Annotated in this window: 26 protein-coding genes and 1 pseudogene; 9 read left to right on the plus strand and 18 right to left on the minus strand. The window is 32.0% G+C overall.

Annotation, left to right across the window (positions count from 1 at the left end; genetic code table 11):
* Positions 1-117: 117 nt before the first annotated feature.
* Positions 118-1181 (minus strand): annotated as a pseudogene (locus P5P87_RS04075) (linear amide C-N hydrolase).
* Positions 1182-1402: 221 nt separating this feature from the next.
* Between P5P87_RS04075 and P5P87_RS04080 the strand changes: the two are divergent.
* Positions 1403-2377: an alpha/beta hydrolase gene (locus P5P87_RS04080; protein ID WP_278021659.1), complete on the plus strand. Its 975-nt coding sequence runs from the start codon at positions 1403-1405 to the stop codon at positions 2375-2377.
* A gap of 22 nt (positions 2378-2399) precedes the next feature.
* On the opposite strand, the gene abc-f is transcribed toward P5P87_RS04080, so the two are convergent.
* The 10 genes from abc-f to P5P87_RS04130 form a co-directional block, all read right to left on the minus strand.
* Positions 2400-3986: a ribosomal protection-like ABC-F family protein gene (gene abc-f, locus P5P87_RS04085; RefSeq protein WP_278021660.1), complete on the minus strand. Its 1587-nt coding sequence runs from the start codon at positions 3984-3986 to the stop codon at positions 2400-2402.
* Positions 3987-4191: 205 nt separating this feature from the next.
* Entirely contained in the window at positions 4192-4563 is a 372-nt protein-coding gene (locus P5P87_RS04090) for a hypothetical protein (protein ID WP_233074056.1), read from the minus strand.
* Positions 4564-4779: 216 nt separating this feature from the next.
* Positions 4780-5712 carry a transglutaminase-like domain-containing protein gene (locus P5P87_RS04095; protein WP_278021661.1) on the minus strand — a complete coding sequence of 311 codons (933 nt, stop codon included), beginning with the start codon at positions 5710-5712 and terminating at the stop codon, positions 4780-4782.
* An 18-nt stretch (positions 5713-5730) separates the two neighbouring features.
* Positions 5731-6582: a substrate-binding domain-containing protein gene (locus tag P5P87_RS04100; protein ID WP_278021662.1), complete on the minus strand. Its 852-nt coding sequence runs from the start codon at positions 6580-6582 to the stop codon at positions 5731-5733.
* A 133-nt stretch (positions 6583-6715) separates the two neighbouring features.
* On the minus strand, positions 6716-7114 hold the full coding sequence (locus P5P87_RS04105; RefSeq protein WP_278021663.1) for a DUF4265 domain-containing protein: 399 nt from the start codon (positions 7112-7114) through the stop codon (positions 6716-6718).
* Positions 7114-7506, minus strand: a complete 393-nt coding sequence (locus P5P87_RS04110) for a VOC family protein (protein WP_278021664.1) — start codon at positions 7504-7506, stop codon at positions 7114-7116. The genes P5P87_RS04105 and P5P87_RS04110 overlap by 1 nt, the downstream gene beginning before the upstream one ends.
* A 4-nt stretch (positions 7507-7510) precedes the next feature.
* Positions 7511-7951: a DinB family protein gene (locus P5P87_RS04115; protein WP_198855655.1), complete on the minus strand. Its 441-nt coding sequence runs from the start codon at positions 7949-7951 to the stop codon at positions 7511-7513.
* 15 nt (positions 7952-7966) lie between these two features.
* Complete coding sequence (locus P5P87_RS04120; RefSeq protein WP_198855656.1) at positions 7967-8836, minus strand: nucleoside phosphorylase; 870 nt, start codon at positions 8834-8836, stop codon at positions 7967-7969.
* Positions 8837-8927: 91 nt separating this feature from the next.
* Entirely contained in the window at positions 8928-9260 is a 333-nt protein-coding gene (locus P5P87_RS04125) for a translation initiation factor (protein ID WP_198855657.1), read from the minus strand.
* 110 nt (positions 9261-9370) lie between these two features.
* Positions 9371-10321, minus strand: a complete 951-nt coding sequence (locus P5P87_RS04130; RefSeq protein WP_198855658.1) for an isopenicillin N synthase family dioxygenase — start codon at positions 10319-10321, stop codon at positions 9371-9373.
* A gap of 188 nt (positions 10322-10509) precedes the next feature.
* Here P5P87_RS04130 and P5P87_RS04135 point away from each other — a divergent pair, with 188 nt between their 5' ends.
* Positions 10510-12486, plus strand: coding sequence for an alpha-ketoacid dehydrogenase subunit alpha/beta (locus tag P5P87_RS04135; RefSeq protein ID WP_278021665.1), 1977 nt, complete (start codon positions 10510-10512; stop codon positions 12484-12486).
* 74 nt (positions 12487-12560) lie between these two features.
* On the opposite strand, the gene P5P87_RS04140 is transcribed toward P5P87_RS04135, so the two are convergent.
* The 4 genes from P5P87_RS04140 to P5P87_RS04155 all read right to left on the minus strand — a co-directional run bounded on the left by P5P87_RS04140 (position 12561) and on the right by P5P87_RS04155 (position 15166).
* Complete coding sequence (locus tag P5P87_RS04140) at positions 12561-13499, minus strand: quinone oxidoreductase family protein (RefSeq protein WP_278021666.1); 939 nt, start codon at positions 13497-13499, stop codon at positions 12561-12563.
* Between the two features lie 161 nt (positions 13500-13660).
* Positions 13661-14239 (minus strand): Crp/Fnr family transcriptional regulator, encoded by a 579-nt coding sequence (locus P5P87_RS04145; protein ID WP_278021667.1) that lies wholly within the window; start codon positions 14237-14239, stop codon positions 13661-13663.
* A 25-nt stretch (positions 14240-14264) separates the two neighbouring features.
* Positions 14265-14735 carry a hypothetical protein gene (locus tag P5P87_RS04150; RefSeq protein ID WP_278021668.1) on the minus strand — a complete coding sequence of 157 codons (471 nt, stop codon included), beginning with the start codon at positions 14733-14735 and terminating at the stop codon, positions 14265-14267.
* A gap of 29 nt (positions 14736-14764) precedes the next feature.
* Complete coding sequence (locus P5P87_RS04155; RefSeq protein ID WP_278021669.1) at positions 14765-15166, minus strand: glyoxalase; 402 nt, start codon at positions 15164-15166, stop codon at positions 14765-14767.
* Between the two features lie 80 nt (positions 15167-15246).
* Here P5P87_RS04155 and P5P87_RS04160 point away from each other — a divergent pair, with 80 nt between their 5' ends.
* A complete protein-coding gene (locus P5P87_RS04160) occupies positions 15247-15666 on the plus strand; it encodes a hypothetical protein (protein WP_278021670.1) in 420 nt (139 codons plus the stop codon).
* A gap of 192 nt (positions 15667-15858) precedes the next feature.
* On the opposite strand, the gene P5P87_RS04165 is transcribed toward P5P87_RS04160, so the two are convergent.
* Positions 15859-17115, minus strand: coding sequence for a mechanosensitive ion channel family protein (locus P5P87_RS04165; protein WP_278021671.1), 1257 nt, complete (start codon positions 17113-17115; stop codon positions 15859-15861).
* A complete protein-coding gene (locus tag P5P87_RS04170) occupies positions 17108-17401 on the minus strand; it encodes a DUF3817 domain-containing protein (RefSeq protein ID WP_278021672.1) in 294 nt (97 codons plus the stop codon). Before P5P87_RS04170 ends, P5P87_RS04165 begins: the two co-directional genes overlap by 8 nt.
* A 104-nt stretch (positions 17402-17505) precedes the next feature.
* Between P5P87_RS04170 and P5P87_RS04175 the strand changes: the two genes are divergently transcribed.
* The 4 genes from P5P87_RS04175 to P5P87_RS04190 all read left to right on the plus strand — a co-directional run bounded on the left by P5P87_RS04175 (position 17506) and on the right by P5P87_RS04190 (position 22541).
* Positions 17506-18039 (plus strand): DUF6155 family protein, encoded by a 534-nt coding sequence (locus tag P5P87_RS04175; RefSeq protein ID WP_278021673.1) that lies wholly within the window; start codon positions 17506-17508, stop codon positions 18037-18039.
* 109 nt (positions 18040-18148) lie between these two features.
* The gene (locus P5P87_RS04180; protein WP_198855668.1) at positions 18149-19687 is read left to right on the plus strand and encodes a DEAD/DEAH box helicase; all 1539 of its coding nucleotides are present in this window, start codon (positions 18149-18151) and stop codon (positions 19685-19687) included.
* Positions 19688-19860: 173 nt separating this feature from the next.
* Positions 19861-21198, plus strand: coding sequence for a DEAD/DEAH box helicase (locus P5P87_RS04185; protein WP_198855669.1), 1338 nt, complete (start codon positions 19861-19863; stop codon positions 21196-21198).
* Between the two features lie 77 nt (positions 21199-21275).
* Positions 21276-22541 carry an NAD(P)/FAD-dependent oxidoreductase gene (locus tag P5P87_RS04190; protein WP_278021674.1) on the plus strand — a complete coding sequence of 422 codons (1266 nt, stop codon included), beginning with the start codon at positions 21276-21278 and terminating at the stop codon, positions 22539-22541.
* A gap of 110 nt (positions 22542-22651) precedes the next feature.
* On the opposite strand, the gene P5P87_RS04195 is transcribed toward P5P87_RS04190, so the two are convergent.
* Complete coding sequence (locus P5P87_RS04195; RefSeq protein ID WP_278021675.1) at positions 22652-23881, minus strand: multidrug effflux MFS transporter; 1230 nt, start codon at positions 23879-23881, stop codon at positions 22652-22654.
* A 149-nt stretch (positions 23882-24030) separates the two neighbouring features.
* On the opposite strand from P5P87_RS04195, the gene P5P87_RS04200 reads away from it, so the two are divergent.
* Both P5P87_RS04200 and P5P87_RS04205 read left to right on the plus strand, forming a co-directional pair.
* Complete coding sequence (locus tag P5P87_RS04200) at positions 24031-24447, plus strand: hypothetical protein (protein WP_198855672.1); 417 nt, start codon at positions 24031-24033, stop codon at positions 24445-24447.
* An 86-nt stretch (positions 24448-24533) separates the two neighbouring features.
* Entirely contained in the window at positions 24534-24917 is a 384-nt protein-coding gene (locus tag P5P87_RS04205) for a hypothetical protein (protein ID WP_278021676.1), read from the plus strand.
* The last annotated feature ends 630 nt before the right edge of the window (positions 24918-25547 follow it).

Genomic DNA, 25547 nt, shown 5'->3' on the forward strand with positions numbered 1-25547 from the left:
TTGACTGCAAATATAATGAAGTCATTTGACTGCGCAATATTTTTTTTGATTTATTTTCAAAAAACAAACCCTTCAAACTTTTCAATTTGAAGGGTTTAACTGTATTTTTGATTAACCTTAATCAAGTCCTGCAAACTGAAAAGGCTTTGTTTCCTTGAAATTTAGTAGTGAATCGCCTGCATAATTCTCATTATTAGCCAAACTTAATTTCTTGATTTTCCCTTTTTCACTAAAATCAATTTTACTGAATTCAACCCAAATCACATTTGGATTCAGAACATTATCAAAATAATAAACCAAGTTTTTTTGGTCAGCAACTGTTCTCCAGCGAGTAGAGGAGATGTTCGGTTCGGTTTCAGACGAAATTCCTAGCGGAACAGAACAGTTTCTAATTACTCCAAAAACACTTGCCAAAGCTGTTCTAGTGTTATCTGTTTTCGGAATGGCATCGATATAATAAGAAGCTCTTACAAAACGATCAGCCGCACGATTGGTTCCGGAAGCATAATAGTGCCAGGAATTCCTTTCCAATACGCGTTAATTGCCAATTGCTGATCAAAAATTGGAGAATTAGTCATCGTTACATACTTTCTGTCATGATGAATAACCAGTTTGCCGTTTATATATTCGAAAATAGCATTGTCTCCACTAGAATCAGAAATAGATAAATGTACAGTAGCAAAAATGTTAGTTCCTGGAATATGAGAAGAAGTAATCACAAAATCGTTCTTTTCTAATGCTGATACCGTTTCTGCAACTGTCGAAAAATTATCTAAAACATATTGGAGCCATAACGAAACCGCCAAACCTTTTACTTTTCCATTTTTTTCAAATGCAGGATATTGAGATTCTACAAGCCACAAAAGATTGCCTACAAGTCCTTTTTCGTTCATTCCATCAGAAGAGGCAATATCCCACGAACTTGTAATTACACTTCCATATTTAGATTTCCATTTGATAGAACTGGTTCCAACTTCTCCGGCTCTTTCAATTCCACGAGGAAAGATCCACAAATTGGCCGGAATTTCACCTTTCCAATCCATAGAACGTGCAGTAATAATTGTTCCGTTTAAACCTTCATAAACCACTCTCGTACAAGGCAATACAGTTTCAGTTATTAATAATGTAAAAGCAAGTAGGGCAGGAAGAATTCTGTTTTTTAGTTTCATAAATTTAGACATTTAATTAAACGTTAAGTTCTGATTTTCAACAGTGTATTTTAAAGAGAAATAGCTTTATAGAAAGCTTCTCTGCAATTTACTGATTTTATGTAAAAAATTGGCTATAAATTATTTAGTATAAAATCGCCGAGTATTATTTAGAATAATTATAAATAATTTTGAATTAGAGCAAAAATAGGTTTACTTTTGGAGCTTACAGCAAGTATTCTAAAAAATATAAAATGATAAAAAATATATTCAAAATCTTAAAAATAGCATTCATATCACTTCTAGTTTTTATTTTTATAGGATTTTTATTTGAACAAATTGCACGCTTTTACTTTGACAGTAAACGTCCTGATAATAATGAATTTGCAAAAATAGATGGCCGAAATATTCATTACAAAAAGCAAGGAAATGGTTCTTGTACCATAATTTTTGAATCTGGTTTAGGTGGAGATTATCTGCATTGGCAGGAAATCCAAAAGAAACTTTCTAAAAAATACACCACAATTTCTTATGATAAAGCTGGAATTTTATGGAGTGATCCTTCTAAAGAAATTTCATTAAAAAGATATTCTAGAGATTTAGAAGAATTACTGAAGCTGACCAATTGTCCAAAACCATACATTTTAGTTGGACATTCCTTTGGTGGAATTACTTCAAGATTGTTTCTTCAAAAAAATAAAAAAGATATGGCAGGAATTGTTTTTGTTGATGTAACACATCCAAAGCAGTTAGAAAAATCGTCAGAAGCATTGAGAAATTCGGTTCAACCTCCGCCAAGAATACTTTTAAGTTTTTTGAACGAAATTGGCGTTATCAGAATCCTTTATAGCAATACTGGTTTTACAACCGTTGTTCCTAAAACGCATTGGTTCAATCAAAATGTGAAAAAATATTTTTATCGCATTTTTGACGGAATGATGACAGAACTTGAAAATGATAAAAAACTAATGAAAGAAGCCTCGGTAATAAATGGTTTTGGTTCCGTTCCATTAACAATAATCACTGCAAAATATCCTGACGGAGTAGAAGGAATGAAGGATAAAAAATTAGAAAAAGAATATTTGACTATACATAACACATTGCAAATAGATTTACTGCAATTGTCATCAAATAGCAAACAGGTTTTTGCAGAAAAAAGTGGTCATTATATTACACTTCAAAAACCAGATTTAATTTGCAATGAAATTGAAAAATTAGCGCCGAGATAATTCTCAGCGCTAACTGTTTTGCTTAAAGTAAAATACTTTTTTCAATATTAATCTGTTCCAAAAACGATTGATCGTGTGAAATCACAATTAAAGTGCCTTGATATTCGTTGATAGCCGAAGTCAATATTTCTATATTTTGAATATCCAGATTATTTGTTGGTTCATCTAAAATTATAATTTCAGGCGATTCATTGCTAATCGTTAAACAGCATAACATTAAGCGCATTCTTTCGCCACCGCTCAGTGCATTGCAAGGTTTGTCCCAATCATTTCTAGAAAATAAAAAGCGATTCAATCTCATTTTGATTTCATGCTCTTCTAAACCGCAATCATTGAAAACCTGCGCTTGTTCGTAAATTTTAAGATTTTGGTTTAATAAAGAATAGTCCTGGTCTATATAAATTGCTTTTTTGTCCAAACAAGTTATTTGTCCTTGGGTTGGATTTAATTCTCTAAGAATAATTTTAATTAAAGTTGTTTTTCCAGAGCCATTTAATCCTTTTACAGCCAAACGATCTCCTGACAGAATTTCAAAATTTAGATTTTCATTCCAAAGATTCCTTTCACCATAATTGTAATTGATTTCTGAAGCCTTAAAAAGAATTTTTCCTTTAAGAAAAGAAGAATTATTAAAACCAAATTTCATTTGATCTATTGCAGGAAGTGATGATCGAAGTTGTCGCAAATCTTCAGAAATACCGTTAATTTTCTCAGCATGAACATCTTTAATCTTAGAACTGCTATTTTCAGCTTTATTTCTGAGCGTATTCATCATAATTCTGGCAACACCCGATTTCTCTTGTTTCTTTTTGCCTCTCGAATCTAGTTTATTTTGACGTTCAATACTTTCTCGTTCTTTTTCTTTGGCTTTTTTCAATGCCTTTTCCTTGCTTTGAACATCTTGTTCTAAGGCATTATTTTCAACTTTTTTCTGTTCGCTATAAAAATCATAATTCCCTCCATAAACAGAAATTTCATTTTTGGTCATTTCCAGCGTCTTACTCAAAAGATTGAGCAATGTTCTGTCGTGACTGACAATAAGTAATGTACTAGAGGTAGATTTTATAAAATCATATAGTAACGTTCTGCTGGCAAAATCTAGATGATTACTAGGCTCATCTAATAAAACCAAGTCGGGTTGATGAATCATTATTCCGGCTAGAAAAACTTTTGTTTTTTGTCCGCCGCTTAAAGTTTCCATTTTCTGATTCAGATCCAAATCATGCAATTGCCAATAAGACAGAGCTTCATTACAGCGTTCTTCAATCGTCCAGTCGTCATCTAACAATTGAAGATTTTCTTCAGTCACAGTACCTTCAAGTATTTCTTTAAGTGAACTTATTTTTTCCTTTATGTGCAAAGCTTCAGCAACCGTAAAATCGTTAAACTGACCAAACAATTGTGGAACAAAATAAGGTTTAGAATTCTGAATTATCTGTCCTGAAAAAGGCTGTAATTCACCAGCAATAATTTTTAAAAGTGTAGATTTTCCAACACCATTATTTCCAACCAAAGCGGTTTTATCGTGATTGTTTAGCGTAAAGCTAATGTTTTGAAACAGCATGTCTTTATTCTCATGCTGATATGAGATATTTTGAAGAATAAGCATAATTCCTTTCTTTTAAAGATAAATAATCTAGCGACCACAAAGTTGTGGTCGCTTACTACATTTTCCTGAAAGAAATTATTTTTCACATATGCCAGTACTTATTTTAAGAAGTGCAAAGATATTTATTTTAACTTTAAAAATCAAAAAACCATTCTTTACAATTGTAGCGAATGGTTTTTGTACTGAATTACGATGTAATTCTTATTTAAATTTTATCAAATGTTAGTTTGGCTTCTTTGGTGTCTAAAATTAACTTATCATCTGTTATAGTACTTTCACAAACGTAAGGCGTTCCAACTTCGTCTTTTATAACTAGTTTTTTACCTTTTTCTGTTAGCGCATAAGTTCCGTCTGTGATTTCACGAAGCAAATATCCTGTTACATGCCCATCTTCAGTAAAAGTAAGCATCCCGTTGGTTAAAATTGCGTTTTTTGTAGAATCAGAAACAGTTTCTTTTGGTTCTACAGCAGTAACTTTCCATGAATTCACAAGCTTGTCTCTTTTACGATGGCATGAAACAATTAATACGACGACAGCAATGGCAATTACGAGGGTAAATAATTTAGAGTTTTTCATGATTTTGTGATTAAAAGTTAAACAGGAAAAAGTTACAAAAAAAAATAACATTAAAATATTCGGAATCAAATATTTATAAAGTTTTTTTTTACTTCTTAAATCGAATAGCTTTTAATTTGAAAAGTCTTTGTTTATGGGACTTTTACTGACAACCAATCACTTAAGTATTGACTATTACAGTAATTAAAAATTACAAAATAGACACTTTGAGACAGGTTAATTAAGAGTCAAAGCTCCCAAAATTTCCTCATACATAAAAGGGCCGCCAGGATAAGTTGCAGTATAATCTAGATTCATCCAGACTTGTCCACGTTCGTCTATGTGGTAGTGTAATTTTTTGCCGTAGCTTTCTTTTACAAAAAGAACATTTTTGATCAAATAATTGACTTTTTCTAGATCAATCATCGAACCAATTAAAATTTCGGGATAAATATGTCCTTTGGTATGAATAAGGCGAGGAGTTCCGCCAATTGCTCGTACAGCTGCCGCCATCAAAATAGAGTGATCATCGCAATCGCCTGAAAAATATTCAAGAGATTCGCTGGCAGTTGCGATGTAATCACCTTCTTTTGGATCGTTTACATAATTCCATCTGCTGTTTATTTCTTTAAAAACTGCAAAACACTGAATTATAGTTCGATAATCTGAATAGCCTCTAATCTTTTTAAAATGCTTTGTAGTCGCCATAATGGCAAAATTTCGCACTTTAGGATTTTGGTATTCTATAGCATTTATAATCTTTGATTTATTAGGAAACGGAAGCAGTTTTGCTACAATAATGTCCTGCGGATAAGGATTATCAGACATGGTGTAAATCATAGAATTGTAATCTTCTGAGATTTCGCTAAAACCGTAATTTCCAATAACCGATCCGTAAAATAGAATTATCAAGTAAACGGCAACACATAAAATAATTATTGTTCTGAGATACATCAGAAGAAAAAATATGACTGCAAAAACAAAAATAAAGATGAATACGCGATCGAGATTGAACGCCCATTCTAAATCTATTAAATTTTGATGCAGAATGATGAAAATCGGAATTGTAATTAAAAGACTTAAAATCGAAATAATAATCCTGTCCCACGGTGATTTCACCTGTAGCTTGGATTTTAAATACGGTAAGTCAATTTTAGGGAATTTCATCATACGAATCAAAAAGCAGTATTACAATGCTTTTACTGTTTCTACAAAAATACTTTTTTTATCAATAATTCCCAGATCAAATAATTGATTTTGAATTTTATTAAAAGATTTTTCTGTCAAATTTTTTTGTGACCACTGAGTCAATTTTAGCCATTCTTTAATATCTTCTGCTTTTTGATTAAAAAGCTTTGATAATTTCTTGTCGATTTCTGGAATCTCTTTAAAATCAACTGTTGTTTTGTTGATTATTTTGAGAATCATTTCTACTGTTTTGGCGTTTTTTTTTAAAAACTCATCACGGCCTACAATTATAAATGAAGGCCAAGGAGTAGGGCAGTCGTCAATTCTTCTAAAAACTCCTTTATCTACAAGAGGTTTTGTCATAAAACGTTCCCACATAAAATAATCGGCTTTCTTGCTTGTTAAAGCATCCACAGCACCATCAATAGTGTTTACAATTTCAAACTCAAGATCATCCATTTCCCAGCCTTGTTCATTTGCATTTACATAAGCCATCAATTGTGATCCAGAACCAATTCTCGAAATTGCCACTTTTTTATTTTTAAGATCTTTTAAGGTCTGAAAATCAGATTTTGCATCAACGTGAATTCCCCAAATTAAAGGAGATTGCACATAAATCTGAACAATTTTACTCGGATTTCCAGCCGAAATATCTTTTAAAATTCCTTCGGTCAAAATAACAGCAAGATCTGTTTCTCCATCACGAAGCATTTGGCACATTTTACCCGTTCCTTCGGGCACATTTGTCCATTGTAAGTCGATGTTCTCTTCTTCAAATTCACCATTTTCAATGCATAGATGCCACGGCAAATTGAAGTGTTCTGGAACACCCGCAATTTTGACAGTTTTCATTTATTTTAAGTTTAAGTTAAGTTGATTGGTATGCGTAATCTTATCGTTATTAGTTTAGTTTTTTAATAAATCTGCCCTATGTTTTTCTGAAAGGCAAGGTTCTGCAAATTCAATAATATCTTGTGATTCGTATTCACTCAATAGATTTCTTACCAAAGAATAATCTACATCTTTGGCTATTTCTGCTTGCAAAAAAAGTTTCATTTAATCCTTCAGACAAACAATTTATTGCTTTTAATTTTTCGCGAATAATTTCTTTATCAAAACCTTTTTCTAAAACAGCAATCTGAACAATCGAATTTCCAGAGTTTTGAATCGTTTTTCTATGCATGAAACGTTCTTCTGTTTCGTCATATTCTGCATAAAAAATATCATCAGTAGCAATTAAAGGGCCGAAAAAAGGGATATTATCCAACTTAAAAAGTCCTTTTTCTAAATCTATAATTTCTGCCCACATCGTTTCAGAAACCACTTCGTCTAGATAATCACTGTAGTATTTAAATAATATTTTCTTGTGAGTTTCTTGTTCCATTATTCAATTTCGCTGATTACAGCTTTTAAAGGTGATATTACGATTCTATAGCCATCTGGATCCTGAATCATTTTTCCATTTTCATTCCAAAACGGATTCAGTGCATGTATAACTGCAATATTATACTTTGGTAATTTATTTACTAATTTATCGTAATCTGCAATAGTTTTAGGGTATAAAACCATTACATCATCTTCATCAAAAGTATGCTTGGCCGGTACTTCAGATTGTGTAAACTCAAAATGCCAGTCTAAGCCCGGTTTTCCTATGAAAATACCATCATAATTATTATGATTCTCAAACCCGCCCAATCGTTCAAAACCGAGTACATCTACATAAAAATTCTCAATTTTCTCTAAATCATTTGTATGTCGCGCAACCCGTAAAAACATAATTTTATGACTTTATTTGATTAATATGATGCTCTAAATGTTCTACATAATCGGTCATTATAAACCGTAAATCAGCTAGAGATCCATCGCCAAAATCAATTTCATACTCTAAAGCTTTTGGATCAACTGTTTTCATCAGTCTTACAAGCTGTTTATTTATGACAAACCATAATTGCGTAAGCTCCTCAATATCCATTGTCTGATACTTATTTATATCTACTAAAGCATCTGGATCGTAAGTTCTTCTTTGATAAGGTTTGTCAACATAATTAATTTCTGTAAAACGGACAAGATTATGGACGGCTGAATCTACCAAATGACCTATAATTTCTTTCTTAGACCATTTTTTAGGTTTTCTTTCTTCTAAAATTTTCTGGTCTATTATTGGAAAATAATGTACATTTTCGTTCAATAATTTTTCAAATTTGAGAATAACACTTTCCATCAATTTGCCAATTAATTAGTTTCCTGCCAATTTATTTAATGTGTAAGCAATCAATTCATCTACAGCTTTGTACGGATCCTCACTAAAAGTTCCGCTAGCACGATTTGCAATAATAGCGTTAAGCGATAATGCATTGTGTCCTAATAGCGCAGAAAGACCATAGATTGCCGCTGTTTCCATTTCTAAATTAGTGATTTTAGTTTCATTAAAACTAAAATTATCCATTTTATTATTCAATTCTTCGTCTTGAATATTTAAACGTAAAACCCTTCCTTGCGGACCGTAGAATCCACCGGCTGTTGCGGTAATGCCTTTGAAAATTCGATCTGATTCGATTAATTTTTCTAATTTTTCAGAACATTGTGTAACATAAGGTTTCCCTTTTTTAGGATCCCAATTGGTATGTTTTACAAATGCATCTTCAATTTCTGTAATAGAAACATCATCTATTAAATAGGAGCGAAGCATATTGTCTAATCCTAACCCGAACTTTGACATCACGAAACTGTCTACAGGAATATCTTCCTGCAAAGAACCTGACGTTCCTATTCTGATAATATTTAAAGAAGTTAATTTTTCTTTTGGCTGACGCGTTTTTAAATCAATATTTACTAAAGCGTCTAATTCGTTTAATACAATATCAATATTATCAGGTCCAATTCCTGTAGAAACTACAGAGATTCTTTTTCCCTTGTAAATACCGGTTTGAGTCTTAAATTCTCTTTTTTGAGCTGAATGTTCGATTGAATCGAAAAATTGAGTGATTTTTTCAACTCTGTTTTGATCACCAACAAAAATAATGTCGTGTGCTATATGTTCTGGACGAAGGTTTAAGTGGTAAACACTTCCGTCTGGATTTAATATCAATTCTGAAGATTGTATCATTTTTTTTAAGTTGCTAAGGTTCTGAGATACTGAGGCTCTAAGTTTTTTTCAATGTTTCAGGTTAGTCGAATAACTTGAAACCTAAAACTTTTTAGCCTCCAACTCGTTTCGTTTTGAATCCTTTTTCTTTAAGGATTGCCATTATTTTATCTCGGTAATCGCCTTGAATTATAATCGAATCGTCTTTAAAAGTTCCGCCAACGCTTAATTTGGTTTTGATTTCTTTGGCTAAGATTTTAAAATCTTCATCTGAGCCTTCGTAACCTTCAATTATAGTTGTTGGTTTTCCTTTTCTTTTTTCAAATTTACAAATCATAGGTTCTTTCTGAACGTACAAAACATGATCTTGTTCTTCAACTTGCTCAGGTTCATTTGTTTCTACGTGATCTGGAAATAGATTCTTTAATTGATCTTTTAAGTCCATATTTTTTTATTCTAAAAATAAATTCCAAGCATAAAGATATTTAAAAATTAAATTCCAAACCCCAAGAAAAGCTCGGAATTTGGAATTTTAATTTTAAAAATTATGTAAGTCTATTTTTTGATTAAACCTAGCTCCACTAAACGTTCGTATAAGAATTCGCCCGCAGTAATATCTTCGTATTTCTTTGGGTTTTCAGCATCAATACAATTTTCAAGACAATCTAAGCGCATATCGCTAACAGGATGCATAAAAAATGGAATTGAATAACGTGAAGTTCCCCACAATTCTCTTGGTGGATTTACCACTTGGTGAATTGTAGATTTTAATTTATTGTTGGTGTGTCTAGACAACATATCACCAACATTGATTACTAATTCATCATCTTCAGCAATAGCATCAATCCAGTCGCCATTATGATTTTGAACTTGTAAACCTTTACCCTGAGCTCCCATCAACAAAGTAATTAAGTTGATATCGCCGTGAGCAGCTGCGCGAATCGCATTTTCTGGTTCAGAAGTAATAGGAGGATAGTGGATTGGTCTTAAAATTGAGTTTCCTTCTTTTGCATAATTATCAAAATAAAACTCATCTAGACCTAAATGTAAAGCCAAAGCTCTTAAAACATAAACCCCTGTTTTCTCCAATTTTTGATACGCTTCTTTACCAACTACATTAAAACGTGGTAATTCGGTAACTTCAACATTGTCTGGGTATTCTGAAGCCCATCTTGAATCTTTGTCAACGTATTGGCCAAAGTGCCAAAATTCTTTTAAGTCTCCTTCTTTACGTCCTTTAGCATGCTCTTTTCCAAAAGAAACATAACCTCTCTGTCCGCCGATTCCAGGAATTTCATATTTATGCTTAGTTTCTATTGGCAAGGCGAAAAAGTTTCTAATTTCACCATAAAGTTCGTTTACCAATTGATCATCAAGGAAATGACCTTTTAAGGCTACGAAGCCAATGTTTTCAAATGCACTGCCGATTTCATTTACAAATTTTTGTTTACGTTTCGGGTCGTCCGAAAGGAAATCACGTAAGTCTACACTAGGAATGTTTTGCATACTTTACATTTTTTATTTTAAAGAAAAAAGGTGTCATAAGCACCTTTCGCTAACAAAGGTAGATAATATTTTAGAAAATAATCTTAAGCTCAGGCATTAAAAGCTGATTTCTGATTAAAATTAATTTTAAAAACCAATAAAATTGATGCAATTTGTTATATTTGAAACACTAAAAAACAAAAAATTACATGATTTTTTACCGACAAAACCTTTCTGACACTGAATTATTAGATTTATATAAAAAAATATTAAAGCCTAGATTGATTGAAGAAAAGATGCTAATCTTGATTCGTCAAGGAAAAGTTTCTAAATGGTTTTCTGGAATAGGGCAAGAAGCTATCGCTGTTGGTGTAACGGCTGTTTTAGATCAGTCAGAATACATACTTCCAATGCACCGAAATCTTGGTGTTTTTACAACTAGAGAAGTTCCTCTTCATCGTTTGTTTTCGCAATGGCAAGGAAAGGCAAATGGTTTTACAAAAGGACGAGACAGAAGTTTCCATTTTGGAACGCAAGAATACAATATTATAGGAATGATTTCGCATTTGGGTCCACAATTAGGAATTGCTGACGGAATCGCACTTGCAAATAAACTTCAAGACAATAAAAAAATTACGGCTGTTTTTACGGGAGAAGGCGGAACAAGCGAAGGTGATTTTCATGAAGCATTGAATATTGTCGCGGTTTGGAAACTTCCGGTAATGTTTATTGTAGAAAATAACGGTTACGGACTTTCGACACCAACTAACGAACAATATGCTTGCGAAAACCTTGCTGATAAAGGAATTGGCTACGGAATTGAAAGCTGGATCGTTGACGGAAATAATATTGTTGAAGTCTACAATAAATTGTCTAAACTTAAAAAAGAAATGCAGGAAGATCCACGCCCAATTTTGTTGGAGTTTAAGACTTTTAGAATGCGAGGACACGAAGAGGCAAGCGGCACAAAATATGTTCCTCAAGATTTAATGGACCAATGGGAACTTAGAGATCCTGTTACAAATTACAGAAAATATTTGACTGAAATTGGAATTCTAAATGCTGAACAAGACGAACAATTTCATGCTGAAATAAAACAAGAAATTGATGAAAATTGGGCATTGGCAAATGCTGAACCTGAAATCGAACCAACTTATAGTGGAGAATTAGATGATGTTTACAAACCATTTCAATATGAAGGATATACCCATAATTCTGATTCTACAAATATTCGTTTTATTGATGCTATTCGTAATGGTTTAGAGCAATCTATGTGGCGCCATAAAAACTTGGTTATTATGGGACAGGACATTGCTGAATATGGCGGAGCATTTAAAATTACAGAAGGTTTTGTTGATGCTTTTGGAAAAGATCGTGTACGGAACACACCAATTTGCGAAAGTGCTGTAATTTCAACAGGAATGGGATTATCTATAAACGGATACAAAGCAATTATAGAAATGCAATTTGCCGATTTTGTTTCTACTGGATTTAACCCAATTGTGAATCTATTAGCAAAATCTCATTATCGCTGGGGCGAAAAAGCAGATGTTGTCGTTAGAATGCCTTGCGGAGGCGGAACTCAAGCTGGTCCATTCCATTCGCAAACCAATGAAGCTTGGTTTACTAAAACTCCAGGTTTAAAAGTAGTTTATCCAGCATTTCCTTACGATGCAAAAGGTCTTTTAAATACTTCGATTAATGATCCAAATCCTGTTTTATTCTTCGAACATAAATTATTGTACAGAAGTATTTATCAAGATGTTCCAACTGACTATTACACTATTCCTTTAGGTAAAGCTGCTTTGGTTAAAGAAGGAAGATCGGTAACGATTATTTCATTTGGAGCCGCAGTTCATTGGGCTTTAGACACATTGGCGAAACATCCAGAAATTGATGCCGATTTAATAGATTTAAGAACTTTACAGCCTTTAGACACAGAAACAATTTTCGCTTCAGTTAAAAAAACAGGAAAAGCTATAATTTTTCAAGAAGACACACTGTTTGGTGGAATCGCAAGTGATATTTCGGCTTTAATTATGGAAAACTGCTTTGAGTATCTAGACGCTCCTGTAAAACGTGTAGCGAGTTTAGATTCACCTATTCCTTTTACTAAAGCACTAGAAGATCAGTTTTTACCAAAAAACAGATTTGAACAAGTTTTGTTAGAATTGATAAAATACTAAGTTTTTGAGAGGCTGAGTTGCCAAGATACTAAGGGAAAAACTTAGAATCATGGCAACTTAGAACCTTAGAACCTCTAAACAAGAACCACTAAACGTTTTCCGTCAGGAACTTCTGCATTCCACATTTTCTCAATATCTGCTAAACGAACGGTTTCAATATTTACTTTTAGTATATTTTTTGAAGCCAAGAGAAACATTTCGGGAAGTATTTCAGAAAACAACAATTTGACTTCTTCTTTTGTCCAACTTCCTAATCCAGAACCAGATAATTGAAGATCAACACTTCGTAAAATCTGTGCAGACAATTGAATGGTATCTCCAGCCATAGAACCTACAGAAACATACCTAGTTCTATGCGTAAAATTTCCGTTTCCTTTTAAAATTGAAAGAATAAGCTCTGCTGAATGTCCCCATAAATAGTCAATTACAATATCAATTGGAGTGTTTTTATGGATTTCTCTTAGCTGAGAAATAAAAGATTCATCATTCTGTTTTAAGGATATAATTTGATCTGCACCTAATTCTAAAAGGCTTTCAAGCGCTTTTTCATTTCTTCCTGTAACAATTATCCTTTTAGCTCCGTAATGTTTTGCAATTTGAACAGCCATTTGTCCCGTAAAACCAGTGGCTCCATTTATTAAAACTGTTTCTCCAGGTTTTATTGTCGCTCTAAAACGAAGTGCCATTGCCGAACCTGCAACTGCATTTGGCATTGCCGCGGCTGTTGCATCATCAATTCCGTTTGGTAAAACTACCATTCGGTTTTTCTCTACTAAAGCTTTTTCGGCGATTGTTCCTGAGATTCCGCGAGCATAAACTCTTGTTCCATTTTCGAGAACTCCAATTGCGTCACTTCCAACAATAAATCCATTTTGATTTTCTTTTTCCGAAGAATAATGCTCTCCGCTTGCAATTCCTTTATCCAGATTTGTGATGGCTACGGCTTTTACCGAAACTAAAACTTCATTTTCATTTGATGCAATTGGTTCTTCAAATTCTGCATATTTTGGCAATTCGCCTTTTTTATAAACTACTGTCTGCTTTCATAATTATTAAATTTTATGAAGCAAAATTACAGAGCCGTTTATGGGCAGACGATAACATTTGTTATCAAATTTCTCCTTAAACCATATAAGTTATATAAGCTAGTTTAAGTTTGACTTATATTAAAATGTCAATTATTTTTATTTACTAATTTACTTTTTAATCTGCTTAAATGTACAGTAGTTATTCCTAAATAAGAAGCGATATAGTGTTGCGGAACACGCAATATAATTTGAGGTCTTTGCTGAATTAAATTAACATAACGCTCTGCAGGGGAATCTTTTATAAATGAAACAAAATATTTCATATAATCAAAAGTACGCTCAAAAAGCTTATTAATGAGACTATCTCTCAATTCTGGTATTTCTTTGATTTCTTCAAGAATTTTATCCAGATCATTTTTATGAATCCACCACAAAACCGAAGGCTCAATCGTTTCTATATTTGTCGGACTTGGAAGTTTCTTCATAAAACTTTCGATAGAAGCAACGCTCTCATTTTCAAAAAAGAATTGCGTAGTAAGATCTTTTCCGTTATTGTTAAACCAAACCCGAATACAGCCTTTTTCGATGATATAAAGTTTTTTTGAAACTTCACCTTCTTCTAAAAGAGTAGTTTTTGCAGGAACTTCAATTCGATTGAAATAACCGATGTATTCGTTCCATTTTTCATCAGTTAAAGGGAATTTGTTTCGGAATTGGTCGAACATTTATCTTAAATATAAATTTATTGCATTAGAATTTATTTTCAAATCTCTTTAAAACATGTCTATCTGAAAAAACATCTTTCCACATTTCAATTCTATAACAATCCTTAGGATCTTCAGAATATGCAGATTCTAAATTACTATAATAGACACGAACTCTATAATTCCCAGTTTCAATTTTTTCTTCTAAAATAAGGGTCGTTAACGGACAATCATTTATTTGTACGAAACCAGTTTTTATTTCTAAACTAGCTTCTACAACATGATCAAAATCACTGAAATCAGAAATTAAACTTTTAGAATCTAAAAATTCAAGTTCACATTTTACAATTCCGTCACTATTTTCAATAGAAATCCCTAAAATCCCTTTCTCTACAGCAAGTTTATCATTAAAAGCTTCATTAGACCAAAAACCTTCGCTTTCAGTATCTCCTTCATCATCTTTTTCATTTAAATAAAATTGACCATAATCTGTTGTAAAATCTAAACTAAATTTCATCTAAACTAAAATTGCATACTTTTTTATTATTAATTTGATTCCACTTCAAACAACTGCACCTGATTTTTCAATCGGTCAATCAGTAAATTCATCATACGTTTATTTAAATCAGAAGAATTTTGGATATAAGTATTGTATTCATCAACTGTAAAAAGCGCCATTACAATTCCTTTTAAAGAATTTCTGAATTTAATGTCTTTTTGAATGGAGTTTTCGATTGTCTGGAGTTTCTTTTCAACCGAGTAAGAATAAAAATCAGGTTTATTCTTGTTTACGTAATTCAAAAAAACGGCTATAAATAAATCGTTTTGAAGCTTTAAAATCGGTCTGATCGTTTGGTTTTGAAAGATCTCATCTGGTGAAGATTGAGCACTTACGGTTCCTAAAGTTTCGCCTCTGAATTCTTTTAAAAAAGTGTCTCTATCTTCCATGGTATTTCTTTTAAGTTTTTTTAAAGTTAAAGAAATAATCTCACAGTAAAACCTATTTTTGTTTTTATAAAAAATAAATTATGCGATTATTTCTGTTTCTCTGCTTATTATTAGCTTCTTGCAATTCTAAAGAAGATAAAGAAAAATATAACCGTTCTTTTTATAGAGCTGTAAATAATAAAGACACTGCAATTCTAGATATTCACATGAATGACAAGCGTTTTTATGGCCGTTACGAAATTTCGCATTATGGAACCGGAAAAGATTCTGGCGATGTACGAGGAGATTTAAGAGGTGATACGCTTAGAGGCGATTATCATTATATTTCTTTTGGCGGAGCTTGGAAAAGAGTTCCTTTGGCTCTTCTAAAGAAAGACAATAAACTCTATTTAGGAAAAGGAGTAATCGGGACCTATTTTAATCTTCCATGTTATGTTCCAGAAGTTCCAATTGAATATAATAATCCTGAGTTTCTTTTTGAGAAGATAGAGGAGAAGTAAATATTATAAAATTCCAAATTTTAAATTTTAAATTCCAAATTCCAAACTTGAATTACTTTGTGTATTTTACAGCAAAGCACGCAAAGTTTTTTTATAAGTTAGACTTACTAAAAATGCAAAGTCCGCAAAGCTTTGTGTAAAAACTTTGCGAACCTTGCGTAATTCTTAGCGCTCTTTGCGGTTAAAAAAACTCTATTCTAATTTTCCAATTTTCGAAGGAAGTTCAAAAATTTCAAGATCAAAATATTGCACAGAAGCCATTACATGATCAAAAATGTCGGCCATGATATATTCATAATTTGCCCAGCGTTTGTCGCTTGAAAACACATAAATTTCTAACGGAACTCCATGAGCTGTCGATTGCAACTGTCGGCACATAATATGCATATTTTTGTTCAATCCTGGATGATCGTGTAAATATTGCATAATGTATTTTCTAAACAACCCTAAATTGGTCATATTTCGACCATTTAGAGAAAGCGTTTTATCAATTCCTCTAAGATCATTGTACTTGTCAATTTCGGCTTGACGGCTATCAATGTAAGAAGTAATTAGCTGTACTTTTCGCAATTGATGCAAATCTTCATCGTTTAAAAAACGAATTGTACTGCTCTTTATTAAAATATGTCTTTTGATACGTCTTCCATCAGATTTCTGCATTCCGCGCCAATTCTGAAATGAATCTGAACTTAAAGCATAAGTCGGAATTGTGGTAATGGTATTATCGAAATTTCGAACTTTTACCGTTGTCAAATTGATTTCGATAACATCTCCATCGGCACCAAATTTATCCATCGTAATCCAGTCTCCAATGCGAACCATATCGTTTATAGCAACCTGAACACTCGAAACAAAACCAAGGATTGTGTCTCTGAAAATTAAGATGATAATGGCCGAAAGTGTTCCTAAGATCGTTAGCAATTCGCCTTTTTTGATTCCGAATAAAGTCGAAATAATCATGGCAACTCCAAAAATCCAAAGCACAATCATAATAACCTGAACGAAGCTGTCAATTGGTTTGTCGCTGTATTCTGGTTTTTGTTTTAAATAATCTCGTAACGAATTAAAAACAGTTCTAACGATCCATAATCCTAATAATACAATATAAATTCCAACAATTTTTCCGAACATGGATTCCCAATATTCGTATTTATCTAAAATAACAGGAACTGCTTTGTAGATAAAGAAAAACGGAATTAAATAAGCTGTATATCTAGTGGTTTTATTTTGAATTAAATAATCGTCAAATTTCGTCTTAGTTCGTTGAGCGAAAACGGCAGTCAAAGTGACTAAAATAAATTTGGCAACATAATATATAACGTATGCCAATGCTATTAAAATAGCGATATTAAAGAATAGGCTTGTATAAGACGCAACATTGCGGCTCATTCCCCAATCTCTGAAAACAGGATATAAAAAATTAAATATTTTCTCCAAAAGCTTATGCATTTGCTTTAGTTTCTAAATATTTTTTCTCAATATAAAAAGTTCCAAACGGAATAAGAGAAGCGATTAGAATGATTGCAAATGTTTTGAAATCCCAATTCATTGATTTTTTTAATAAAAATGCTAAAACAATGTATCCGATAAATAAAACACCATGTGTCATTCCTAACGGACGTAATAAGGTATGATAAAGTTCAGGATTATTATTTTTGATAATCAACATATTAGCAAATAACACTAAATAAGAAATTCCCTCTAAAATGGCAGTAACTTTGAAAATCTTGAGCATGTATATAATTTTTAAGTTTAATAGGCGCAAAATTAAGTATTATCGTTGGTTTTTGAGGTATTTATAAAGAAAGTAATTTACTTTTGTAATCTTAAGTTTTGAGAATGAGCAAAAGAGATTTAAAAAAATATTTAGGCGAATTAACCAAAGAGCAATTAGAAGAACAATTGATAGAATTGTATGAGAAATTTGCTCCTGTAAAAGTGTACTATGATTTTGTTTTTAATCCAAAAGAAGACAAATTACTTCAGGATGCAAAGATCAAAATCTCACACGAATATTTTCCAGTTAAGAAGCCTGGAGCAAAATGGCGTCCGAAAGCCAAGATGCGAAGATCGGTTGCGCAAAAATTGATTAAGCATTTTATGATGCTAGGTGTAGATTCATATGTTGTTGCCGATATTATGCTTTATAATATTGAAATCGCGCAAACGTTTTCTTCTCAAAATTTCATCAAGCAGGAATTGTTTTACAAAAGCATCTTAAATTCTTTTGAGCAAGCAACAAATTTTATTGTTTCAAACGGAATTTTTAACGATTTTAAATTGCGAATTAACGCTATTCATAAAGAAACTGTAGAGCAAAAATGGAAAAATAAGTACGATTTTGAGGCAATTTTGGAAAAAATCGACTACTAAAACCGTTTCTCATAAAAAATCTTTATTTAAAAAAAACATTTATTTTAAGTTAAAAGAAGATGAATAACTGTTTTTTCGGTGTATTTTTGCAAAAATCCAAAAATAAACAATGTCTCAAAACACTTTAGAAATACAAAGAGAAGAGAAAAAAGAACTGTATGCATACCAAAAAGGCGATATTGACGCCATTTTTGACCGTTTAGACAATGCTCCTCCAAAACACCACTTACTGTATCAGCTTCCAACAGGAGGAGGAAAAACAGTAATATTTTCTGAAATCGTTCGCCGCTATTTATCTCATAACGATAAAAAAGTGGTTGTTTTAACGCACCGTATCGAACTTTGTAAACAAACTTCAAAAATGTTAACTGGTTTTGGTGTTACAAACAAAATAATTAACAGTAAAGTAAAAGAATTGCCTGATCAGAATGATTTTTCTTGTTTCGTGGCGATGGTTGAAACTTTGAAAAACCGTATTAATGATGAAAAACTTCATTTAGACAATATCGGTTTAGTTATTATTGATGAGGCACATTACAACTCATTTAGAAAGTTATTAAACTCATTTAAAAATGCTTTTATTCTTGGAGTAACTGCAACACCTTTGAGTTCTAATATAAAATTACCAATGCACCAAAGCTACAACGAACTTATCGTTGGTGATACTATTGGTTCATTGATTGAAAAAGGTTTCTTGGCAAAAGCTACAACTTATAGCTACGATGTTGGTTTGACTTCGTTAAAAGTTGGTATCAATGGAGATTATACAGTAAAATCTTCAGACGATTTATATACCAATACTTTAATGCAGGAAAAACTGCTTCATGCATATACAGAACGTTCTTTAGGAAAGAAAACGTTGATTTTCAATAATGGTATTCATACTTCTTTATATGTATATGAGACGTTTAGAGAAGCAGGTTACGACATCAGACACTTAGATAATACTAGTAGTTCTGAAGAACGTAAAGACATTTTACAATGGTTTAAAAAGACTCCTGACGCAATTTTAACTTCTGTCGGAATCTTGACAACTGGTTTTGATGAGCCAACCGTAGAAACAATTATTTTGAACAGAGCAACAAAATCGTTGACATTATATTTCCAAATGATTGGTCGTGGTTCTCGTAAATTACCTGGAAAAGATGAATTTACAGTTATCGATTTAGGAAACAATGCCGCACGTTTTGGTTTATGGAGCGATCCTGTTAATTGGCAACATATTTTTAAATCACCAGAATTTTATCTTGAAAACTTGCGTGATGATCACGAAATTGAATTGTTCTTTAAATATAGCATGCCACCAGAATTACGAGCAAAATTTAGTAAAACTGCCGAAGTTAATTTTGATGTAGATGAAGAGCATAAATTAATCATTAAACAAAATCTTCGTTCTAAAGTTGTTTTAGACAAATCTCTAGATCAGCATGCTGCAATGTGTGTAGACAATACTGAAACACTTCAAGAAGCAAAAATGTTAGCTAAAGAATTAGAAGATGATATTGAAGATCGTATCAAACGTTATTCAAAATGCTTAAGCCAATGTAGTAAAAACTACCGAGAATGGCTAGTTGACGATTATAAGCAGAGATTAACTTTATTAATTGGTAAAAAGTATCGTGAGAAAATCATGAACGAACCAGATTGATAATTTAAAAGTTAAATTGTTTCAGGTTTCATGTTTCAAGTTATTGGAATCTAAAATAGTATCATAATTTATAAAAGGAGAAATAGCATTTCAAAGTAAATGTGATTTCTCCTTTCAACTTATTAAGTTTTTGGTGTAACTTGAAACCTGAAACTTTAAACAAATTAAAGAACATGTCTAAACCATTCTCAACATTAGGAATCTCGACTCCAATTTTAAAAGCTTTAAGCGAATTAAACATTGTTGAACCAACAGAAATTCAACAAAAAACAATTCCGTTATTTTTGAGTGAAACTCACGATATAGTTGGTTTAGCTAAAACAGGAACAGGAAAAACTGCTGCTTTTGGATTGCCTTTATTACAATTAGTAAATTCAGAATCTACTGAAGTCCAAGCTGTAATCTTAGTTCCAACAAGAGAATTAGGACAGCAGATTTTTAGAAATTTAGAAAGTTTTTCAAAATATATTCCTAATATATCTATTGCCTCAATTTGTGGAGGAACTCCAATAAAACCTCAAATAGAGAGATTAAAAGAAGGCGCTCAGATTGTTGTCGCAACTCCAGGACGTTTAATAGATTTGATTCAGAGAAAAGCAATCGACATTAAAAAAGCTGAATATTTAGTTTTAGATGAAGCTGATGAAATGGTTACGATTCTAAAAGAAAGTTTAGATGAAATTATTGCTGAATTACCTAAAAAACATCGTACTTTATTGTTTTCAGCAACACTTCCTGGAACAATTAAACAATTGATTCAGAATTATTTGAACAAAAATGTCGTTCAGATAAGTGCCAATATGGAAACTGTTGGAAATGAAGGAATAGACCATGAGTATATTGTGGTCGATCCAATTGAAAAGTTAGAAGTTTTAATGCATTTCTTGAATTCTAGAGATGGCGAAAGAGGAATTATTTTCTGTAAAACTAAAGCTGCTGTAAACAAATTAGCCAAAAACTTAGCTATCAATAAGTTTTCTTCTGGAGCACTTCATGGAAGCTTGTCGCAAGGAATTCGCGATAGAATTATGGAACAGTTTCGTGAAGGCCATATCAACATTTTAGTTGCAACCGATTTGGCAGCGAGAGGAATCGATGTAAAAGAAATCTCGTATGTGATTAATTATCACTTGCCTGACACTTACGAGAACTATGTTCACAGAAGCGGAAGAACTGCAAGGGCAGGAGCAAAAGGACTTTCTTTGACTGTTTTACAGCAAGAAGAAGTTTTTGAAATTGCTGATTTCGAAAGAGAATTAGGAATTAAATTTTCTGAGTTTAAAAAACCTTCTGCAGCAAGTCTGGAAGAAAATAATATGCTTTTATGGGCAAAACAAATCTTCAAAACAAAACCAAATCATGAGCTTTCTCAGGATCTAAAAACACGAGTAAAAACCGTTTTTCATCATCTTACAAAAGATGAATTAATCGAGAAATTAATGGCAAGTTATGTCTTACAGAACAAAATCGATATAGTTGAAAAACCTGTTAAAAAATTCAAAAACAAATAAGCATGACAATTGTCATTGCATATTAAAGTTGTATATTTATAAGGAATTATTTTATAATCCTACTTAATACAACATATATGAAAATAGTCATTATTGGAGGTGGGTTTGCAGGACTTAATCTAGCAAAAGAGCTTGTAAATCAGCCTCAAATACAAGTAACACTTGTAGACAAGAATAATTATAACTTTTTCCCTCCACTTATATATCAAGTTGCAACAGCATTTTTAGAGCCATCGAGCATTAGTTATCCGTTTAGAAAATTCTTTGCTGGCAAAAAAAATCTGCAATTTCGCTTAGGCGAATTATTATCTGTTTCTCCAGCCGAAAAGAAAATCACTTTGAGCAACGGAGATTTAGATTACGATTATCTAGTTTTTGCAACTGGAGCAGAAACCAGCTATTTTGGCATGGAAAACGTTATGAAAAACGCCATTCCGATGAAAACTTTAAATGATGCCATCGAAATGCGTAACGCGCTTCTTAAAAATCTAGAAAAAGTCGCAATTTGTAAAGATATGCGTAAACGACGTAAATTATTGACAATTGTGGTGGCCGGAGGCGGACCAACTGGAGTGGAAGTTTCTGGAATGTTTGCAGAAATGCGAAAAAACATTCTCTTAAAAGAATATCCAGAATTAGACACTTCTGTAAGCAACGTTTATTTAGTTGATGGAGGAGACGCTCTTTTAGCTCCAATGAGTAAAGATTCACAAAAAGATACTTTAGAAGCTTTAACCAAATTAGGCGTTGTCGTAAAATTAAACAGTCGTGTAACCGATTATGTTGATGATACTGTTCATTTTGAAAATGGAGAAACCATTAAAACTAAAAACCTTATCTGGGCTGCCGGTGTAACTGCAAAGATTTTTGAAGGAATGCCAAAGGAAAGCTACGGACGTGGACGCAGAATGGCAACTGACGTTTATAACAAAGTAAATGCTGTAGATAATATTTATGCAATTGGTGATACTGCAATTTTAGCTGGTGACACAAATTTCCCTGACGGGCATCCGCAAGTTGCACAAGTTGCAATTCAGCAAGGATTAAATTTAGCTAAAAACTTTAAAGCAATGGTGGCCAATAAACCGTTAAAACCATTTGCTTACAAAGACAAAGGTTCTATGGCAATTATCGGAAAAAACAAGGCTGTCGTAGATTTACCAAGTCCGAAATGGCATTTTAAAGGATTTTTTGCTTGGTTTATCTGGCTATTTGTTCACTTAATTTCATTGATAACCTATCGCAATAGGTTAAATACCTTCTGGAATTGGATGGTAGCTTATTTTGCAAAAGATCAATCACTTAGAATGATCATAAGACCTGAAAAAAGACAGCAAAGCTAAAACTTTCTGAAAATTCTAAAATTGGAAAATTTTTAAATACTAAAAAGCCTAAATCAATGATTTAGGCTTTTTTATTAGAATTTGGAATTTCTTCTTTGGCATTTAAAAAATTAATGCCCAATCATAACATCATCACTATCTGATAATTCCACTTTTTCTTTAATAAAACGCTTTCCGATATTTAAAATAATAAAGGCTGTAATCGTAGTTGTTGTCATAATGGCAACCATAGGCGCTACAGAATCTTTTACAAAGACACCAATTGCAAATGATGCCAATGCACCAATTCCTAATTGAATAGCTCCCATTAAAGCAGAAGCACTACCTGTATTTTTAGCGAAAGGAGCAAGCGTTAATCCTGCCGTATTTGGGTTTGAAATTCCTAAACAAGCAAGAAATAAAAACAACATTCCGATCGTTTGATACAATCCTAAAAGATCATTTAAGGCTAGAATTAAAAATATAATACTTATAATAGACTGCGAAATTAAAGCGCCATAGATCATTTGTTCGCTCGAAAATCGTTTTAACAGCATAGAATTCAACTGGCTAGAACCAATAAAACTAACTGACATAAGAGCAAAAATCCATCCATAAGTTTTAGCGTTAACATTATAAATATCCATAAAAACTAGAGGAGAAGCCGCTACATAAGAAAACAAGCCAGAAAATGCGACTGCTCCAGTAAATGCATAGGTATAAAATTGAGGTTCTTTTAAAACCATTACAAAATTTGATATGATTGGTTTTGGTTTTAGCGAAATTGAATTATCTGGTTTATAAGTATCCGGAAGTCCGAATTGTGAAGTCGCTAAAATTACGATTCCCATACACATAAGAATAAAAAACACAGCGTGCCAACCTAAATCTTCTGTAACATAACCACCAATAGTTGGCGCCAACATAGGAGAAAGTCCAACAACAAGCATTAAAAGCGAAAACACTTTTGGAATATCTTTTACAGGAAATAAATCACGAACCATTGCTACAGAGGCAACAGTTGCGACACAACTTCCGATGGCTTGAATAAAACGAAGCAATATGAAAGCATCAATATCAGCAACATAAATACATCCTAAAGAGGCAAGAATATATACTAGAAGCCCAATAAATAAAGGTTTTTTACGCCCAAAACGGTCTAATAAAGGCCCATAAAGCAATTGTCCAGCAGAAATTCCGATGAAATAACTGGATAAACTCATCGAAACTTTTGCTACAGAAGTATTTAAATCTTTTGCAATTCCTGAGAAACCAGGCAGATACATATCAATAGAAAAAGGACCAAGTGCAGTTAACGAACCTAAAATAAGGATTAGCTGGATATATTTTTTTGTTGTCATTATCTTAAAAAACGGCTTATAATTTTCTGCAAAGGTAAAGATTTCATATCTTGTTATATAACTTGAAGAAGTTTATAACAATAAATTAAAGTAATTGCCAACATTATTTAGTGTAACTATTTATTAATCTTTAAATTAGAAAAAAAATTATGAAAAAGTACCTTTTGTTATTAGCAGTTTTATGCACATCAATTACGTTTGCGCAAACCATTACATCTAAACAAGAAGAAGCCAGTGTTGCGCAGTACGAACTTCTTAAAAAGGTTAACGAGTATTATCCGGATATTACATTAAGTAAATCGGTCACCAATTTTTATGCAGACGGAAACATTATCGATTCACAACAAGATTTCGATTTAAGAGGAACAAAATTTTCAAGTTACAAGCTAGGAATTGAACCAGGAAACAAAAAAGTAAAGTTTGATTATGTTTCTACTGAAACTGGACACGTATACGGCGACGTTACGATTTTTAACGGAAACGCTTTGAGAACAACTTTTAACGAAAAAACGAATCAAATTGACGTGTCGTTAAACGGAAAATCAGTTTATTTGAAAAAATTATAGATTTAAGAAAACTTAAAAAAAGCATCGCAAATATGTGATGCTTTTTTGATTTATATTTGATTCAGATTTTAATACAACAAACTACAATGAAAAAATTTCTTTTACTGGCATTTTTAATTTCGTTACAATCATTTGCGCGACAAAATAAATTCTCAGGAACTTGGGGAAACAAAAAATGCAAAGACTGCAAAAAAGAATACATTTTTACAATTACGATTGCTCAGTCAAATTATAAAATTTTTGGAACCGCTGAAGTTACTAGCGATCATAAAGAATTAAATTCTGGAGTTTTAGAAGTTACGGGGCATGTGTATCCGCATGGCGATAAAGCTCAAATAAAATTTAAAGATCAAAACGGAAATACATCCAGCGCAGTTTTATTTGTAGAAGATTCAGTAATACAGTTTACTAAAAATGGTGGAAGCGATATTGTACCAAAAGAGATGATTTTGAATAAATTATATGAATAAACTCCTCTTCGGAGTTATTTCAATTTGAACTATAATTTATATTATGTAAAATAGAATGTTTTGGAAACTGCCCTGTAAATCTGTTATACAGTTTTGTGTGTAAAATATTTTCATCCAAGATAAATTTACCATCCTTGCTTCTAATTTTTTTGTTTGAGAATTTTAGTTTTATAAAACTACATCTCTCATAAATCTACTGTATGATTTTTATTTTCGAAAAAACTCAAATATTCAAAATTTAGCTTGCCAAATTATTACAGTTTATTTTCAAAAGCATTTTACTTAAATTCAAATCGCTTAAAATGCGCTGTATCATTTTTATTTTTGAAAATTTCCAAATATTCAAAATTTAGCTCGCTAGATTTACATACAGTTTGTTTTCTAATCAAAACATTTTCCTTAAATTCAAATATTCATAAATACGCTGTATGATTTTAGATTTAAAATATTTTCAAATATCGCAGTATTTATTAATCTAGTTTTTGCCAATGTTTTTTTGTAAACATAAATCGTCTCTGTGCCAATCGTAAATATTCAATTTTTTAAAACAGAAAAGTTTTTGCAAGTCTTATTGTCATTATCTTTTAACATTTCTTTAAAATAGTTAGATTCTACTAAAGAACTTTCATT

It is taken from the genome of Flavobacterium ginsengisoli (assembly GCF_029625315.1).
Classification (GTDB): Bacteria; Bacteroidota; Bacteroidia; order Flavobacteriales; family Flavobacteriaceae; genus Flavobacterium; species Flavobacterium ginsengisoli.

Bases quoted from the DNA above. Each gene is read 5' to 3' on its own strand.
- P5P87_RS04135 (WP_278021665.1), top strand. From the start codon at position 10,510: ATGATTTTTTACCGACAAAACCTTTCTGACACTGAATTATTAGATTTA.
- P5P87_RS04180 (WP_198855668.1), top strand. From the start codon at position 18,149: ATGTCTCAAAACACTTTAGAAATACAAAGAGAAGAGAAAAAAGAACTG.
- P5P87_RS04155 (WP_278021669.1), bottom strand. From the start codon at position 15,166: ATGGAAGATAGAGACACTTTTTTAAAAGAATTCAGAGGCGAAACTTTA.
- P5P87_RS04205 (WP_278021676.1), top strand. From the start codon at position 24,534: ATGAAAAAATTTCTTTTACTGGCATTTTTAATTTCGTTACAATCATTT.
- P5P87_RS04115 (WP_198855655.1), bottom strand. From the start codon at position 7,951: ATGGAAAGTGTTATTCTCAAATTTGAAAAATTATTGAACGAAAATGTA.
- P5P87_RS04105 (WP_278021663.1), bottom strand. From the start codon at position 7,114: ATGGAACAAGAAACTCACAAGAAAATATTATTTAAATACTACAGTGAT.
- P5P87_RS04190 (WP_278021674.1), top strand. From the start codon at position 21,276: ATGAAAATAGTCATTATTGGAGGTGGGTTTGCAGGACTTAATCTAGCA.
- abc-f (WP_278021660.1), bottom strand. From the start codon at position 3,986: ATGCTTATTCTTCAAAATATCTCATATCAGCATGAGAATAAAGACATG.
- P5P87_RS04200 (WP_198855672.1), top strand. From the start codon at position 24,031: ATGAAAAAGTACCTTTTGTTATTAGCAGTTTTATGCACATCAATTACG.
- P5P87_RS04080 (WP_278021659.1), top strand. From the start codon at position 1,403: ATGATAAAAAATATATTCAAAATCTTAAAAATAGCATTCATATCACTT.
- P5P87_RS04120 (WP_198855656.1), bottom strand. From the start codon at position 8,836: ATGATACAATCTTCAGAATTGATATTAAATCCAGACGGAAGTGTTTAC.
- P5P87_RS04165 (WP_278021671.1), bottom strand. From the start codon at position 17,115: ATGCATAAGCTTTTGGAGAAAATATTTAATTTTTTATATCCTGTTTTC.
- P5P87_RS04145 (WP_278021667.1), bottom strand. From the start codon at position 14,239: ATGTTCGACCAATTCCGAAACAAATTCCCTTTAACTGATGAAAAATGG.
- P5P87_RS04100 (WP_278021662.1), bottom strand. From the start codon at position 6,582: ATGAAAACTGTCAAAATTGCGGGTGTTCCAGAACACTTCAATTTGCCG.
- P5P87_RS04090 (WP_233074056.1), bottom strand. From the start codon at position 4,563: ATGAAAAACTCTAAATTATTTACCCTCGTAATTGCCATTGCTGTCGTC.
- P5P87_RS04195 (WP_278021675.1), bottom strand. From the start codon at position 23,881: ATGACAACAAAAAAATATATCCAGCTAATCCTTATTTTAGGTTCGTTA.
- P5P87_RS04150 (WP_278021668.1), bottom strand. From the start codon at position 14,735: ATGAAATTTAGTTTAGATTTTACAACAGATTATGGTCAATTTTATTTA.
- P5P87_RS04130 (WP_198855658.1), bottom strand. From the start codon at position 10,321: ATGCAAAACATTCCTAGTGTAGACTTACGTGATTTCCTTTCGGACGAC.
- P5P87_RS04125 (WP_198855657.1), bottom strand. From the start codon at position 9,260: ATGGACTTAAAAGATCAATTAAAGAATCTATTTCCAGATCACGTAGAA.
- P5P87_RS04160 (WP_278021670.1), top strand. From the start codon at position 15,247: ATGCGATTATTTCTGTTTCTCTGCTTATTATTAGCTTCTTGCAATTCT.
- P5P87_RS04170 (WP_278021672.1), bottom strand. From the start codon at position 17,401: ATGCTCAAGATTTTCAAAGTTACTGCCATTTTAGAGGGAATTTCTTAT.
- P5P87_RS04185 (WP_198855669.1), top strand. From the start codon at position 19,861: ATGTCTAAACCATTCTCAACATTAGGAATCTCGACTCCAATTTTAAAA.
- P5P87_RS04095 (WP_278021661.1), bottom strand. From the start codon at position 5,712: ATGATGAAATTCCCTAAAATTGACTTACCGTATTTAAAATCCAAGCTA.
- P5P87_RS04175 (WP_278021673.1), top strand. From the start codon at position 17,506: ATGAGCAAAAGAGATTTAAAAAAATATTTAGGCGAATTAACCAAAGAG.
- P5P87_RS04110 (WP_278021664.1), bottom strand. From the start codon at position 7,506: ATGTTTTTACGGGTTGCGCGACATACAAATGATTTAGAGAAAATTGAG.